Origin of the sequence: Bacteroides sp. HPS0048, from assembly GCF_964240755.1 — a bacterium.
In the GTDB taxonomy this organism is placed as follows: domain Bacteria; phylum Bacteroidota; class Bacteroidia; order Bacteroidales; family Bacteroidaceae; genus Bacteroides; species Bacteroides nordii.
This window is the reverse complement of the sequence record NZ_CAXSVC010000023.1, coordinates 33,745-49,823: the sequence shown is the minus strand read 5'-3', so window position 1 is coordinate 49,823 and position 16,079 is coordinate 33,745. Positions and strand designations below refer to the sequence as shown.

Genomic DNA, 16,079 nt, shown 5'->3' with positions numbered 1-16,079 from the left:
AAACTGTTGTAGTTTATGCTTTCTTACAGAATCAGACAGTTTTGGCACTGTTGTATACATCTTTTGAATATACTTTATGTTTCTTTGTAGCATCAACTCTTTTGGGAGAGAGTAGACTTATTAAATATTGGTTGTGCGAATTATTTTGCTCTATATTGTGATTAAGAGGGTGTATTCTCTTAATCATTAAAAAATAAATAAAATATGAGAATTTTGATCAAGTTTGTTATAGTAATACTGGGTGTGCTGGTATCTGTATCCTGTAAGGATAGAAATAATGAGAAAGATATTTTTCCTGTTGTTGAGGTGGATTTATTTAATCCAGTTGAAGAAGTGCCGGTATCGTCATTTATTGACACTTTAATTTCGGTTAGATTAGAGTTGCCAAAACCTTTGTTTTTTGGTGTAACTTCTCAGGTATTATTTTCCGATACAAATGTTTATGTTGTTGATAGAAAACAAGAGAAAATTTTTCGTTTTAATAATAGCGGACGATTTTTAAATACGGTGGGAAATATGGGAAACGGCCCTGGGGAATTTATTTCTATTAAATCTTGTTTTTTAGGAGGTGATACTATTTTTGTTAGTGATCTTGGTACGCGTAGGATTTTGAGTTATACTTCGGAAGGCAACTTTATAAATGTTATTCCTTTTTCATTTAGTTTAGTATACGATAATATTGCGTACTTGCCAAGCGGTGGCTTTTTGTGTCACCGAATAGAGACTTCAAAAAATAATCGGGGAATATGGATTGTGAATGAGAAAGGGGAAAAGGCCGAGGTGCTATATGCAAATGAGGAGATATATCCATATTGTAATTCTGATTGGAACACTTTGTCTGTGATGGAAGATGGTTCAATTGGAATTTATGAGCCACCTACTGGTTCTTATTATTCTTTTGATGTACATAAGCATACGCTTGATAAAGTATTTCAGCAAAGATCTACAATGAAGATGTTGGGTGATTTTAAAGGTATTGATCAGATTTTTAATGTAAAAGAAGAGTATGATTATTCTATAGTAACACTTAATGCAAGTAATTATATATTTTCATTGTGGGCGCTCTCTAATCATACTGGAGTTTTTTCTTTGTATCTAAAAAAGACAAAGGAAATAAGTGTATTTAAGAAACCTCTGATAGATTTTCCCGGTTATATTTCTTTAGGAACTCCAATGTCTTCCAATCTACCTAATACATTGGTAACAATATTTACGGATGAATATCAATTTGATGATTGTCCAATGCAATACAAAAATATGGATTTTAATGAGCAAGTTATGATTGTCAATAAATGGGTGTTTAAGTGATCATAATCTATTTTTCTTTTTATTGGTTTTTAATAGTTCGTTGTAGAATTAAGGTATTACTGATATGCATATCAGAAAAATTAGAAGGTTTCAGATTTGTTGTTGGAAAATATAGAAGCGTTCTCTGATCCGAAACATACGGATGGACCTACTGATCCAGAGAATACAGATAAGTCTACTCTTGGTACCTTATAGTAGATTGAGTTCTATGGATGTATATATTGGAGATTATCCATATCCAACTAAGGTTCCATGTTGTGAAAAGGATGAGAGTAAATATAGCGGATGTGCGAAAGGGTTGTCTGGTTGCAAGTAAAATAATATGATTAGGAGAATATTTTTAAAGGATATTCTCTTAATCATTAAAAATAAAATAATATGAAAATTCTGATCAAGTTTGTTATAGTAATACTGGGTGTGTTGGTATCTGTATCCTGTAAGGATAGAAATAATGAGAAAGATATTTTTCCCATTGTTGAGGTGGATTTATTTAATCCAGTTGAAGAAGTATCGGTATCGTCATTTATTGATACCTTAATTTCTGTTAGACTGGAACTTCCAAGCCCCTTGTTTTTTGGTGTAACTTCGGAGATTTTGTTTACCGATACAAATATCTATGTAGTTGATAAAAAACAAACAAAGATATTCCGCTTTAATTGTCAAGGAAATTTTCTAAATACGATAGGAAAACTTGGAAATGGACCGGGAGAGTTTTCTTCGTGTAGTTCTTGTTTCTTGAATGGAGATACCGTGTTTGTAAGTGATCTTGATACTCGAAGGATTTTTAGTTACACTCAGGAGGGAAATTTTATAAATACAATATCATTTCCATTTAGTTTTGTATATGAGGACATAGTATATTTGTCGAATGGGAGATTTCTATGTCATCGGATAGCACCTGCAAAAAATAATCGTGGGATTTGGATTATGAATGAAAAAGGGGAGAAATCAGAAATATTGTATGCAAATAAAGATGTCTATCCTTATATTCATAGTAGTTGGAATACCTTATCTATGCTTGGGGAGGGATTAATAGGTATTTATGAATCTCCCACGGGAACCTATTACTCCTTTGATATAAAAAAACATTCATTGAAAAAAGTGATACAATTGAGAGCAAATGCGAAAATGTTAGGTGATTTTAAGGGCATTGATAGAGAGATGGATGTCAATGAAGGTTATGCTGATAGTTCAATAACTCTTAATACTGACAATTATATTTTTTCATTGTGGTCTTTACCGGGTTATACTTCTGCAGCATTTTCTCTATATTCTAAAAAGGCACAAAAGATGACAGTCTTCAAGAAGCCTTTCATTGATTTTCCCGGTTATTCTTCTTTAGGGACTATGATTTCTTCCAATCTTCCTAATACATTGGTAACAACATTTACGGATGAATATCAATTTAATGACTGTCCCAAACAGTATAAGAATATGGACTTTAATGAGCAAGTTATGATTGTCAATAAATGGGTGTTTAAGTGATCATAATCTATTTTTCCTAATAGTAAACATGGCCTGCAAAGATAAATTTATGCAATGGAATAATTTAGTTAGTGTTGCCTTACTGTCAATTTCGACATTTTCTTTATTAATGGTCGGGTGTTTGTCATTTTCAGGAATCCCTGCAGGTGAAATGTCCGGTCAGTGGATGTGGTTGGGAAGAGCGGGGATTCTATTTATGATAGGTGCATTGTTTGCGAAATTATTTTTTAGTGGAAATAATTTGGGAATGGTTTTCTATTGTATAATAAAATGGGAACTCATTCTGTTGGGAGGAATCGAAGCTGTTTGGGGAATATGTCAAATATTGGGGGTCACTTTTTCAAATCATTATTTATACTCTATTACGGGTACTTTTTATAATCCGGGTCCCTATTCTGGTTATTTAGCCATGGTATTTCCTGTTTGTTTGAACGAATACTTATACTTCAAAGCAGTAAAAGAGAAAAAATGGGTAGATAATGCTTGCTTCTATTTCTCATTGGTTGTTTTGTTACTGATGCCTTTGTGTTCTTCCTGCAGGAATGAGCCGTTCTGCATGGATGGCAGTGATTGTTGCCGGAGGGTGGATATTGTCTATTCATTATTCATGGGTGGATAGATGTAAGCAAGTATGGTTGTTGAATAAAGGAAAGTTTTATAAAATAGCATTTCTTGCAGCAATCTGCTTTTGTATTATTATAGTTGCTTGTTTTCTCTTGAAGAAAAATTCTGCAAATGGAAGGTTTTTCATGTGGAAAATAAGTAGCCTTGCTATTTTAGAGCAACCTTTAACGGGCTATGGATATAATAGTTTTGCCAGAACTTATGGTATTACGCAAGAAAAATATTTTGCCCAAGGAATGTATGCTGATTGGGAAGAATTAGTGGCTGGAAATCCTAAATATGCTTTTAATGAATATATACAGGTTGCGTTGGAAGGTGGTATACCTTTTTTGATAGGTGTATTGTCGTTATTGGCTTATTGTTTTTATAGTGGTTGGACGAAAAAAAGAATAGGCATTTGTGGAAGTCTTATTTCATTAATGGTTGTCGCTTTTTCTTCATATCCGATGCAATTTCCTGTTTTTGTGATAACTTTAATTATCTTATTGGTCTCCTGCGTTTTAGATAATTCTTGGAAAGGTTGGAGTCTTTTTGCTGTGTTTATAGGACTTTTAGGAGGATATTGGTTGAATACAAATACATATAAAGAATCTATAAGATGGGAAGATGCTAAAGCTCGATATGATGTTGGAGCATACTCTGCAGCAAAAGAGGATTATGAGAAGTTATATCCGGTTTTGAGAAAGAAAGCTCTCTTCTTGTTTGAGTATGGACTTTGTTTACATAAACTGGAAAAATATAAATACTCAAATGAAATATTGCAGGAGGCTTCTTTGTATAGTTGTGATCCTGTTATTTTGAATGTGATTGGAAAGAATTACCAACAAATGAGAGATTACGAAAATGCTGAGAAATATTTTATGCGTTCTATCAATTTATTGCCGGGACGTATATATCCCTATTATTTGTTAGCGAAACTTTATTTGTCTCCGTCTTTCTTTAAAAAGGAAGAGGCTATGAAAATGGTTGATATAGTTTTGAATAAATCTCCTAAAGTACCCTCTAAAGCTGTTGAGGAAATGCGCACAGACATAAAAACGATAATAGGAAATAAATGAAAATGTTATTGAAACGTATATTTAGAAAAGGATTTCTAATTCGCGAAAATCTGCATTCATTTGTGTTTCAATAAATTCGTATTTATATAGTATACTAATATTGAATCAGTACTTATAACAAAAAAGTGTTTCCTTTCTATATCACATTTTTAGACAAAATGTTGAATAATATCACGAAAAGCAATATTTATTGAAATTGATTTGGACAAAACTGTCTCCGTCTATGTTTTCTTGTATATTCAGACAGTTTTGGCACTATTGTATACATGTTTTCAATACTTTTCGTCTTCCTTTGTAACGTTAGAACTCCTTTGTGAGTATAGTATTATTGAAAAATCGACGCTATGAAAACTATTTTTGATTATAAGGTTAGTGAAGTGCTTTCTCATAGTAATTTGCATTTAAAATATGTTGCATTCATGTTTTTGATTGTCTTGGTTTTTTGTGCTACATTGTGTAGTACATTCTTCCCATTTAAAATGAATGACAACTATTTTCAGCTCTTACCTTTGTCGCTAAGTATTGGTTTAGTTTCTGCTATTTCGCTATTTTTATCTATTATAGGTAAAAGTTATTTTCGGTTTTCTAAAATTGATGCTCTACTGGTTTTAATAGTTGCTTATTATGCTGCCCGCTATGATTATCAACTTCAACTGGCTAATTGGAAGATAATTTATGCTTTCTTATTATTACTATTATGGTTTGCTGCACGAATCATATTCTCGAGTTCTTTAAATCTAAAATCTTGCTTTATTTTTAGCCTTATTGGAGTAGGAGCTTTGTTTGCTATTTGGGGATTACTCCAACTTTATGGTTGTCAGAAATCTAATCACGCTCTGTTTTCTATAACAGGTCCTTTTTATAACCCGGGACCTTATTCCGGTTATATTGCTATGATTATTCCTTTATGCCTTGATCGTTTATTGCTGTCTAAAGGTTTTCCTCGTTATTTTTGCTATTTAGCTCTCTTTTTGATGTTGAGTGTTGTTCCGGCTGGAATGAGCCGCTCGGCATGGTTGGCAGTATTTGTTAGTTGTTTGTGGCTATTGGCGGTACGTTTAAACTGGATCAATGCGCTAAAGCAATATGCAAGAAAGCATCCTTGTATGCTGGCATTATATTCTTTGTTAGCTTTGGGAATTCTATTATTTAGCTTTTTTCTGTTATTTCAGATAAAATCAGCTTCGGCTGCAGGGCGTATCTTTATTTGGAAGAATACTATTACTGCTATTCTGGAACGGCCGATATTAGGGTATGGACCTGGTAGTTTTCCTTCCGTATATGGTCGGGCACAATCCGCTTATTTTGCTTCCGGCAATTATACAGAGTTAGAAGAGTATGTAGCAGGCTCTCCTGAGTATGCTTTTAATGAGTGGTTACAAATATGTATAGAAGGAGGTATTTTAATATTAGTTTTCTTTTTCTTTTTCTTTTTTCTGGTTTTAAAAAAAGGAGTACGTATTAAGAATTATGGTACTTGTTCTGCTTTGTTGTCTTTATTTGTGTTTTCGTTATATTCTTATCCTTCACACATACTATCTTTTGGGGTGGCCGGTGTTTTGCTTTTGGCTGCTTGTTTTTCAGAATGGAAAGAATGGTGTTCTTGTAAGGGATTATTGCTACTTCCTTCGTTGGTCTCATTGGCTGTTTTGTTGGGAAGTATGGGGGAATCATACTCATTACGTTATTTGAAAGAGGTAGATGATAGCTGGTGTCGTGCAAAGTTTGTATACTCGGATAAATTAGTGGACAAGACAGTAGAAGATTATGGTAAACTTTATGAAGTGTTGAAGCACAATTCTAATTTTATGCTGGATTATGCCAAATGTCTTACAGCACTGGAGAGATACGACGAAGCTAATTTAATATTGAAGCGTGCATTAATGGTTTGTAATGGCTCGATGCTGTATAATTTGCAAGGACGAAATTATCAAAAAGCAAGGAATTATTTAGCTGCAGAAAATAGTTTTAAATCATCTGTTCATTTATTGCCCGGACGTATCTATCCTTACTATTTATTAGCTAAATTATATGCTGAACCAATGTTCTTTGACAAGGACAAAGTCGATGAGATGGCTTCTATTGTCTTACTCAAAAAGCCTAAAGTAGAGTCAAAAGCTATTGATGAAATGCGATCGGATATGATAGAGCTACTGCAGATACTTCATGCTGACTAATACGAGGATTGATTTTGTATTATGAAGTAAATAATATCTGCTTGTATAATTTTATGTATTATTCATTGTTGAGTGAATGTGATAGTGGTTCAATAGTCATAATGTTTCGAAAGGGTATGACTGAATTGTTCCTTTGTCCATTCTGGATAGCCAAAGGAGGGGCTTCGATATGAAAGTTTAGAGATAATAAATGTATGTATTATTTGTGATGAATTAGAAAATATTTAACTGCTAATTAGAAAAAAATGAAGAGAAAATTTATTTATCTGAATATTTATGTTATTGTAGTTGCAATATTTGCAGGCTATAATGTTTATCTTTCACAAGCTAATCCAACTATATCAGATATGGCATTAGCAAATGTAGAAGCGTTGGCAAACGAAGGAGAGTTTAATGAAGGTGGGTCCGGCTTTAGATGGGATGGAACAGATTGGGATACAGATGAACATTGGTATAATTCGAGATTTGGAGACTGGTGTCCTGTATTAACTGATTGTGTGATTACATCAGGGATTGATGCGGGTATAGTGATAACCGAACAAGTATCTGGTAAAAAAGTTGTGTGTGGTGATGGTTCGGGTAATTGTGTCAATGGAAGTTCCTGTACTGTGAAATGAGTAAAATCCGTGATTGGTTAGATTTATTTTTGATAAATCTAACCAGCTACATTAAAAAATAATTTGTATGATTAATTTTTTTTTATTAAAGATAAGGTTCTTTTTTGTTGGTACCTTTCTTTTTTTACTTGTATCTTGTAATCAAACAAATCGTAACAGTTATGGTGAACATATTTCTGCAAGTATAGAAAAATCTCCTATGATGCAAAGGCTCTCCCATGAATATCTGGAAATCAATATGGATCACCCTATAGAGATTAGTGCTGATTCTTTACAGAATAAATTAGTTGATATCTCGTATATTCCCTTAGACTCTAAAGAGTTGATAGGAGAAGTTGATCGAGTTTTGCTGTATAATGAAAAGATTTACATTCTGGACGCTTATATAGCAGAGAGTGTTTTTATTTTTGATATGAATGGGAGGCTGCTTTGTGTGATAGATGATCGGGGTGAAGGGCCGGAAGAGTATATTGGTTTAGCTGGTATGTCTATTGATACATCCATCAAGGAGCTTTGCTTGAAAGATCGGTTGTCAAGTAGAACTCTATATTATGATTTGGATGGGAAATTTTTACGTAAAGAAGCTTCATGTCCTGCTTTTTTTATCAATGCAATGGACGGAAATATAATCAACCAACTTGGTTTTGGACAGAGTTATGATGAAAATCTGAATTATCATATAGCCGTATCTCGAGGTGATTCTATTTGTTGCAAAGCTTTTCCTTTTGCCCCGATACAAAAACGATACACTGTATCGAGAATCGCTCAATATAATTCTTGCAATGAACTCTTATTTACTCCTACTTTGTCGGATACGGTCTATTGTATAAAGTCTCCTAAGGAGTATTATGTTAAATATGTAATCAAACATAAACGTAGCATTTGGGATAAATCACAGGAAGAGTTATCATGGAGAGAGATAGATTGCCTGATAAAACAAGATGGCTATACGGCTTTCGGAGGACCTGTTCACGAAACCTCGGACTATTTGTTTTTTTCTTTAAGTAAAGGTAATAATAATTTGATTGTAAATCAAAATTATTATTACGATAAAAGGCAAAAACAATTATTTAAGATTACTAAGGATTATGAAGGGGTTATCAGAAATCTTTTTTCTATGCCTGTAGGAGTTTCCGGAGATTATTATCTTGCTTTTGCTGATGGCTATCTCATGAAAGAATATATGAAAAAAAATACTGATATTTCTATTGCAGATGAATCTTTGAGAAAGATGATTAATGAATGTAATGAGAACTCGAATCCTATTTTGATAAAATTTCGATTAAAATGAGGTTATTAATAAAAGGACTTATCTGTTTATTTTGTTTGCTTTCCTGTAATGGGAATGAGGGGAAAGGAGAATTAAAATCGCTTGTAGAAAAATGGAACAATAAAGAAATTGTTTTTCCACAGAAGATGGCACATACTACTTTTGATGGTGATACAGTGGAACATAAACCCGGATATGATTATTTATTGCTTAGCTATATAGACTCGTTATCTTGTATTAGTTGTAAATTAAATCTAATACAATGGGATAAATTTATTAAGCAGGTAAAAAAAGAATCGAATAAATCGATAGCTGTTATGTTTTATATTTCAAATAGTAATAAGACAGATGTTAATCTTATATTGAAGCATAATAAATTTTATTATCCGGTTTGCATTGATAAGAATGATTCTTTGAATATTTTGAATAAATTTCCTTCAAATCTAATGTTTCAGACCTTCTTATTAAATGCAGAAAACCGGGTAGTCGCTATTGGAAATCCTGTGCATAATAATAATATAAAACAGTTGTATCTTAATATTATTTCGAATAGGATAACTGATAAACAAAAGACTATAGAACAAACAGATCTAAGAGTTGATAAAAATATTCTTAATATGGGACAATTTGATTGGCTACAAGAGCAGCAGGGTTGTTTTATATTGAAGAATATCGGAAGAAACCGCTTGGTTATTAATGACGTTATAACTTCTTGTGGCTGCGTTAGTGTAGATTATAATAAGTCTCCAATAGAAATAGGAGGGGAATTTCGGTTGACAGTTAAATATAAAGCTGAATATCCGGAATATATCAATAAATCGATTTTACTATACTGTAATGTGAAAGACGCTCCAATAAAGTTAAAAATAAAAGGGGATGCAATCTGAATATGAAGAATATGAAACCGACACTAAAAAGATGTATGTGTGTATCCGGAATACTTTTTTTGCTTTTTCAGGGATATGTATGGGTACGGCTCTATTGGCTCTCCTCCTGTGTCATTCCTACTTATTCTATGTCTCCAACACTGATTGAGGGAGATTACATTGTTGCTAATCTTCAGATTCCCGGGCGTAGAGTTTTGAAAGAAAATGCCAACGGTGATTTAACAGTCTGTCGTAAGGAAGGGGTTCGGGCAGTGGCAAAGGGAGATGTCGTTGTTTTCAACTTTCCTTATTCTGAAGATAAGAAGAAAATGATACTAAGTATGAAGCTTTTTTATTGTAAGCGTTGTGTGGGTATACCTGGAGAGACTTATCGTTGGCAATGGGATAAGAAAGAAAATAGTGTATATATACCCGGAAAAGGCGATTGTATAAAGATTGATTCTATAAATTATCATCAATATTATAAGTGTATCGAATATGAAACAACCCGGCAAATGAAGTTGGAGAAAGGGAAGGTGTATCTTTCTGATTCATTATTAACAAGTTACTCTTTTCAACACGATTACTATTTTATGCAAGGAGATCATACAGGAGATTCGTATGATTCCCGTTTCTGGGGAATACTGCCCGATGATTTTATTTTGGGAGTCGGACAGTTTATCTGGTTCTCGAAAGATAGGAAAGCCGACACGGTGCGTTGGGAGAGAATTTTTACAAAGTTATAACAAGATATCTTGCTATGAGAAATTTTTTTATTTATTGGGTGTTCATATGGGGCGTTTCGTCTTGTTCGCAGAATGACCGTTTAGAGTACGCACTTCAGTTTGCCGGTGATAATCGGATAGAGTTGGAAAAAGTGCTAAAGCATTATGAAGATAGTGGGTTGAAGTATAGTGCGGCCTGTTTTTTAATTGAGAATATGCCACACTATTTTAGTTATGACGGGTGGCAGTTGGATAGCGTAAAAAAGGCTATGGCAACGATTGACAGTATTGGACTTATACAACCGGATTTGATAAAGAAATGGGGTAATGTGGGTTATCGTAAATTGCATAAAGTGTATGATGCTCATGTGATAACAGCTGAATATTTACAGAAGAATATTGATACTGCTTTTGAGGCCTGGCGTTCACGATCATGGAACAAAGAATTGTCATTTCAAGATTTTTGTGAACTTCTATTGCCTTATCGGATAGACAATGAACCGTTGGGAGAATGGAGAAATGCTTATTATCAGAAATATGCGTATATACTTGATTCAATCAATACGAGAGATATAATTGAAGCGGCAGATATAGTGGGACTCCGGATGAAAGAACACTTCCGGTATAGTTGGGATTTTAGTATTCCTCATCAGGGAGGGGCTACTTTACTGGAACATCCGATGGGGAATTGCAGAGATGCATGTGACTTTTTTGTATATACAATGAGGGCGTTGGGCATTCCTGTTACGGTAGATTATTATGCTTATTCTCCGGAATCAAGAAAATCGCATACCTGGAATGTTGTGAGGGATACTACAGGTAAGTATGTACCCTGTTTGTTTGCCGATGGGAGGATTAAGCGGGATATTTTTGAAACAGATCATCGTAAAATGGGGAAAGTATTTAGAAGGATGTACGCCCAACAGCCGGAAATATATAGCGGTGTTTATAAAGATACACATATTCCTGCTTTTTTTAAAGACAGGTATCGGAAAGATGTGTCGTGCAATTACTTTGAGAATGCGCTGGATGTTGATTTTGGCAATTCTTTGTCCGGCCAATATGGATATTTAGGAACATTTCATCCGGATAGATGGGTAGGGATAGCCATGTCTAAAATAGAAAAGGGAAAAGCTGCTTTTCGCTGTATGGAACCGGAATGTGTATATGTGCCTTTGGTCTATGAAGGGAATAGGTATCGGTCGGTGAATTATCCTTTTCTGTTTGATGGTAAAGAAAAAAAGGAATTTGTGCCTGACATGGATAAATGCGGGAAGGTAGAGTTACTGCGCAAAGCGGTATTATATAAATGGAGTAAGGTGAGGATGGGAGATATGGTTGGAAGTGGATTCTATTTTTCGAATACGAAGGATTTTCAAAGCTATACTTATCATTATGTGGTGACTGATACATTGAAATCAAATTATAATATGATTTTACCTCCGGCACCGGTTACCTGCCGCTATATGTGTATGAAACCTGCTATGGGCAGATTTATTGAATTGGCGGAGTTACAATTTTATAGTGACCGGGATAGTCTGATAATACCTGTTAAGATTGATGCTGCACCGGAATCGTACGTCATGCGTGTATTAGATTACGCGTTTGATGGTGATCCGCTAACGTATTATAAAACGGATAGTATTGATATACCTGTTATCATTGACTTCGGTAAACAGGTGCAGATAAACCGTTTTTTATTCATGCCCCGGAATGATGATAATTTTATTCGTATAGGTGATGTATATGAATTATTTTATCATGGAGGGAGTAAAGGGTGGATTTCATTAGGGCAGAAAATAGCTACTGATACGTGTCTTGAATATGATAATGTACCTGCGAATGCTTTGTTGCATCTACGCAACAGGACACGAGGTGAAGAAGAACATATTTTTTATATGAAAGATGGTAAACAGGAATTTATTTCGGATTTAGGAGAAACGGTATAATTTAATAAGTAGTTTTTCAAATTTAGTTCATACTATGACAGCGTTTTATTGAAACGCAAATGATTGTAGATTAAATAGCTGCGCTATACTTGAGTGATGATATGCTTTGCGTGAATCTGCGAGTTTCTGCGTTTTAATAATAGTATCCTATAATTTTGAACAGTTACTTATGCATTTGTTTATCGATACATTGAATTATATTTGTGATATGATTTTGCCTCCAGAACTGATTACTGGAGGCATATCTTATTTTGCGTATTTTATTTATCTCCGGAGGAGTCAGAATAATCCGGTTCTTTCCGATTGTAACTTGTATATGTCTGTCAGTACTTTCAGTCGGGTTGTTTGTCCGGGAGTCGCTTTTAGCTGTGTACCGCACAAATTGCTCCAGTTGCGTAAGGTGCTCTCATCTATCGGCTGTTGTAATGAAGCATTCCAGTCCGGAAGATATCCGCGCAGGCCCAGATATTGTACCAGTGGGAAAGCATCATCCGTTGGTTTTACATCTCGAAAATAGATAAGGGTGGCTTTTTGTTTTATCAGAATATCCTGTAGTGAAGGTATATCCACATTTCGTACTTTCACTCCTTTGTCTATGGCAAGTGCTGCTGTGATACCGGCGGCTTGTCCCAGAGCCATCCAACAAGGTTCCATGCGTAAGGTGGAGAAACCGATGTGAGAACCGGATACAGGTACCGGCAATAGCAGGTTGTCTACGTCTTTAGGTAGAATTACTCCTAAAGGTACGGTGTAAACGGCTGTGGGATAACTGATGAATCCATCCAGATGTACTCTTCCTGTCTCTCTTTTGCGGGCAGCATGAGAGTCGAGGGCATAATGACTTGCGGTCACACTACTTGAATGTAAAGGAGGGCGTTTACCCGGACTGACCGGAAGTGCATCGGCTGCTGTGAAGAAGTAAACTCCCTCAAAACGACGGCCTTCGCGTACGTATACTTGCCGGGGAAAGGATTCATTATCGGGATATTCGTCTTTTGCCAGTCCCCATTTCAGCATTTCCTTGCGGAAGTGGGACGGGAGTTCTTTATCATGCTGGGCAAACCAGAAAAGCCCTAAAGTATAGTCTTTTAAGCGTTTGGCAAATTTATCCCGCCATTCCCACGAGGAGGTGGGCCATGGCCAGTTTTCTTCGGGCAGATCGGTAGAAAGGAAAGCAGCGTGCTGATTGTTACCGTCAGTCTTTTGGTTCGGCAGGTTGACGAGACTGCTTAGTTTCCAGATCCCCCAGCTGTCTCCGGGAAGTTTGGTTCTGTTGCCTCTTGCGATATGCCGGCGATTTTCTTCCAACATCTCATTTGTCACTTTCAGCATGGCCCGTTGTGTGTTACGTCCGGTCCATACATCCTCTATGAGAGAGACGTATTCGTCTCGGTTGTAGTTATCCGGTCGGGTGAAAGGAACCATGTTCTTTGGATCGTTTGTGAGACACAAACGATAGTTATAAGCTTGCACAGCGTTATCTGCCTGCCCGGTACTTCCATCGGCAGGGAGGCTTTTCCAGTATTCATAGGTCCTTCCGGCTCCCGGTTCATTAAATTCTTCCCGGCTTTCACGACCGACACGGAACGGCACACCTGCTGCGGCTCCTAAATCGCCCTCATAAGTGGCATCTATAAAGATTTTCCCCTGATAGGTTTCTTTTTGTCCGTTTTCCCTGTTCAGGATACAGATACTCTCGATACGGTCGTTTCTGATGCAGATGTTTTTGTTCTCTGCATCAAACTGACGCATCAGGCGCACGGTGATCTTCTCTTTCTGCTCATTCAGCATCTCTTCAAAAATACGGGCGGCTACGGATGGTTCGAAGTGAAAACCGTTACTGCAAGTTTTCACTTGGGGTGAATCGGCTCCGTAATGACTGATGTAATACTGTCTGATACGGGAGGTGAATTCAGAGAATAGTCCCGTAGTAGCTTCGCGGGTTGCAATGTCGGTAGCTCCAAGTCCATTGGCCGGAAGTCCGCCAATGTGGTTGGTTCGCTCCAGTATGACGGAAGTTTTGCCTTGCCGTGCTGCAGCGATGGCTGCCATGATACCTCCCGGATTTCCTCCGACAATGACGAGGTCGAAGGAATTCTGTGCGGGTAGGTTACTGCTTAGAAACAACAATAGAATGAGTAGGCCGTTTCGTTTCATGATATATGTTTTTGTTCTTATTTCTTCTCCGGTAGTCTGTTGAATATGGATTTGATAATCTCCATATCAAACTTCGGGGTACGGTCGTAATTATAAATACCGTTCTGTTCCTGTTCTACATCTGTTAGCTGGGTGTAGCAATATCCGGCCACAAAATCAAATTCGAGAACAGTAAATGTAATGTCCTTCAGCCGGGCATAAAACTCGTCAAGTGTTTTGGGACCTTGTCCGTAGCCCCAGGTGTTTTTGGCAAACTGCTTTCCATACACCCATTTGATACCACCATATTCGTCGAGGAAGTAAGGCTGTCCTTCATAGGGAACTTCTTTCTTCACATCTTTCTGGGGGAGCTTACCGTCCTTTATTTCCAACCGTTTTTTCATCTCTTCACCGCTCTGTGCATAATGATGTACACTCCAGATGTCTGTCATCACATGGTAATTTCCACTGGCATCATTTACCGGACGATAATCCAAATTGTGTGAGAGTTTATAAACGTCTGAAATGAAACGGTCGTGTTGGCGTGCCTGTTCGTTGTCATTCGGGCGGTCCCAGGTTTCATTGAATGGGGTCCATACAATGATTGAAGGGTGATTGCGGTCGCGAACTACTACTTCCTCCCATTCGGTGAGGAAGTTCCGGGCGGCTTCCGGGCTACTGGTATTAAGACCCCAGCTTGCCGACTCTCCCCAGGTAAGGTATCCCAACTTATCGGCCCAGTAATGAAAACGCTCTTCAAATACTTTCTGGTGGAGGCGTGCTCCGTTAAAACCTGCGGCCAGACTAAGTTCGATATCACGTTTCAGATCTGCATCTGTGGGAGCAGTCCATACACCTGTGGGATAGAATCCCTGATCGAGTACAAAGCGCAGATAACAGGGCTCATTATTGAGAAAGAATTTATTTCCTTCGATATGCACCTTGCGCATACCGGCATAAGAATTGACATGATCAATCACTTTTCCTTTGGCATCCAATACTTCCAGTTCGATGTCGTATAAGAAGGGCGAACCGGGTGACCAGGTTTTTACAGTTTTCAATGGTAACATCAGTGTCAGAGGAGTGGCAGCAGTTTGTGTCTGTTTGCTGACTACACGATCACCATCCTTTACACTGACGCGGAGCTTTTGTCCGGCTTGTAATCCATAGAATTCCGGTTGAACGGTGAAACATTTCTGATCCAGTTCCGGTGTGATACGAACAGATTTTAGTCCACAGGCGTCTACTGCTTCCATCCATACGGTCTGCCAGATGCCGGTAGTACGGGTATAGTCGCATCCCTGTGAATAGAAGTTGCCCGATTGTTTTCCTCTTCCCTGGCTTCCACTACGCTGGTCGTCTTCTACGTATACCACAAGTTGCTGTTCTTCTCCGTATTTAACAAACCGTGTAATGTCTATTCCGAATGAGGAACTACCTCCCCAATGTCTGCCTGCCACTTGCCCGTTGATATAGATTACTGAGTAATAGTCTACTCCGCCAAAGTGAAGGATAACCTTTTTATCTTGCCAGTCTGCCGGAACTTGTAACTTACGGTGATACCACATGGCAGGGATGAAGTCCTTGTATTCTACTCCTGATAATTTACTTTCCGGACAGAATGGGACGATGATAAACTCGTTAAATCCTGTACTGTTGTATAACTTACGGTCTCTGCCCGATTTGCCAAAGTCGAATGTATAGCTCCATTGGCCGTTCAGGTTTCTCCATTCGGCACGTTCAAACTGTGGACGTGGATATTCCGGACGTGGTATCGAATTATTTTGTGCGTTGGCAGTCCAACCGGTCAATAATAGGAAAGAAGATAAAATGTAAATAATAAGGTGTTTCATATTGTGTCAGA

The 16,079-nt window shown here is 36.9% G+C and carries 12 protein-coding genes; 10 read left to right on the top strand and 2 right to left on the bottom strand.

Annotated features, from left to right (window positions below):
- Positions 1 to 204: 204 nt before the first annotated feature.
- The 10 genes from ACESQI_RS16945 to ACESQI_RS16900 all read left to right on the top strand — a co-directional run bounded on the left by ACESQI_RS16945 (position 205) and on the right by ACESQI_RS16900 (position 12,079).
- Positions 205 to 1,308 carry a 6-bladed beta-propeller gene (locus ACESQI_RS16945; protein WP_373126587.1) on the top strand — a complete coding sequence of 368 codons (1,104 nt, stop codon included), beginning with the start codon at positions 205 to 207 and terminating at the stop codon, positions 1,306 to 1,308.
- Positions 1,309 to 1,686: 378 nt separating this feature from the next.
- The gene (locus tag ACESQI_RS16940) at positions 1,687 to 2,793 is read left to right on the top strand and encodes a 6-bladed beta-propeller (protein ID WP_373126586.1); all 1,107 of its coding nucleotides are present in this window, start codon (positions 1,687 to 1,689) and stop codon (positions 2,791 to 2,793) included.
- A gap of 28 nt (positions 2,794 to 2,821) precedes the next feature.
- A complete protein-coding gene (locus ACESQI_RS16935) occupies positions 2,822 to 3,412 on the top strand; it encodes a hypothetical protein (protein ID WP_373126585.1) in 591 nt (196 codons plus the stop codon).
- Positions 3,354 to 4,475 (top strand): O-antigen ligase family protein, encoded by a 1,122-nt coding sequence (locus ACESQI_RS16930; protein WP_229127704.1) that lies wholly within the window; start codon positions 3,354 to 3,356, stop codon positions 4,473 to 4,475. Before ACESQI_RS16935 ends, ACESQI_RS16930 begins: the two co-directional genes overlap by 59 nt.
- Positions 4,476 to 4,819: 344 nt before the next feature.
- Entirely contained in the window at positions 4,820 to 6,652 is a 1,833-nt protein-coding gene (locus tag ACESQI_RS16925) for an O-antigen ligase family protein (RefSeq protein WP_229127703.1), read from the top strand.
- 245 nt (positions 6,653 to 6,897) lie between these two features.
- Positions 6,898 to 7,269, top strand: coding sequence for an NVEALA domain-containing protein (locus ACESQI_RS16920; protein ID WP_195661154.1), 372 nt, complete (start codon positions 6,898 to 6,900; stop codon positions 7,267 to 7,269).
- 67 nt (positions 7,270 to 7,336) lie between these two features.
- On the top strand, positions 7,337 to 8,560 hold the full coding sequence (locus tag ACESQI_RS16915; RefSeq protein ID WP_373126584.1) for a 6-bladed beta-propeller: 1,224 nt from the start codon (positions 7,337 to 7,339) through the stop codon (positions 8,558 to 8,560).
- Positions 8,557 to 9,426, top strand: coding sequence for a DUF1573 domain-containing protein (locus tag ACESQI_RS16910; RefSeq protein ID WP_195661152.1), 870 nt, complete (start codon positions 8,557 to 8,559; stop codon positions 9,424 to 9,426). The genes ACESQI_RS16915 and ACESQI_RS16910 overlap by 4 nt, the downstream gene beginning before the upstream one ends.
- Before the next feature lie 11 nt (positions 9,427 to 9,437).
- Positions 9,438 to 10,151, top strand: a complete 714-nt coding sequence (lepB, locus tag ACESQI_RS16905; protein WP_195661151.1) for a signal peptidase I — start codon at positions 9,438 to 9,440, stop codon at positions 10,149 to 10,151.
- A gap of 14 nt (positions 10,152 to 10,165) precedes the next feature.
- Positions 10,166 to 12,079 carry a transglutaminase domain-containing protein gene (locus ACESQI_RS16900; protein ID WP_195661150.1) on the top strand — a complete coding sequence of 638 codons (1,914 nt, stop codon included), beginning with the start codon at positions 10,166 to 10,168 and terminating at the stop codon, positions 12,077 to 12,079.
- Between the two features lie 279 nt (positions 12,080 to 12,358).
- Here ACESQI_RS16900 and ACESQI_RS16895 read toward each other — a convergent pair whose 3' ends face one another.
- Positions 12,359 to 14,236: an FAD-dependent oxidoreductase gene (locus ACESQI_RS16895; protein ID WP_195661149.1), complete on the bottom strand. Its 1,878-nt coding sequence runs from the start codon at positions 14,234 to 14,236 to the stop codon at positions 12,359 to 12,361.
- 17 nt (positions 14,237 to 14,253) lie between these two features.
- On the bottom strand, positions 14,254 to 16,068 hold the full coding sequence (locus ACESQI_RS16890) for a glycoside hydrolase family 2 protein (RefSeq protein WP_195661148.1): 1,815 nt from the start codon (positions 16,066 to 16,068) through the stop codon (positions 14,254 to 14,256).
- Positions 16,069 to 16,079: the final 11 nt, after the last annotated feature.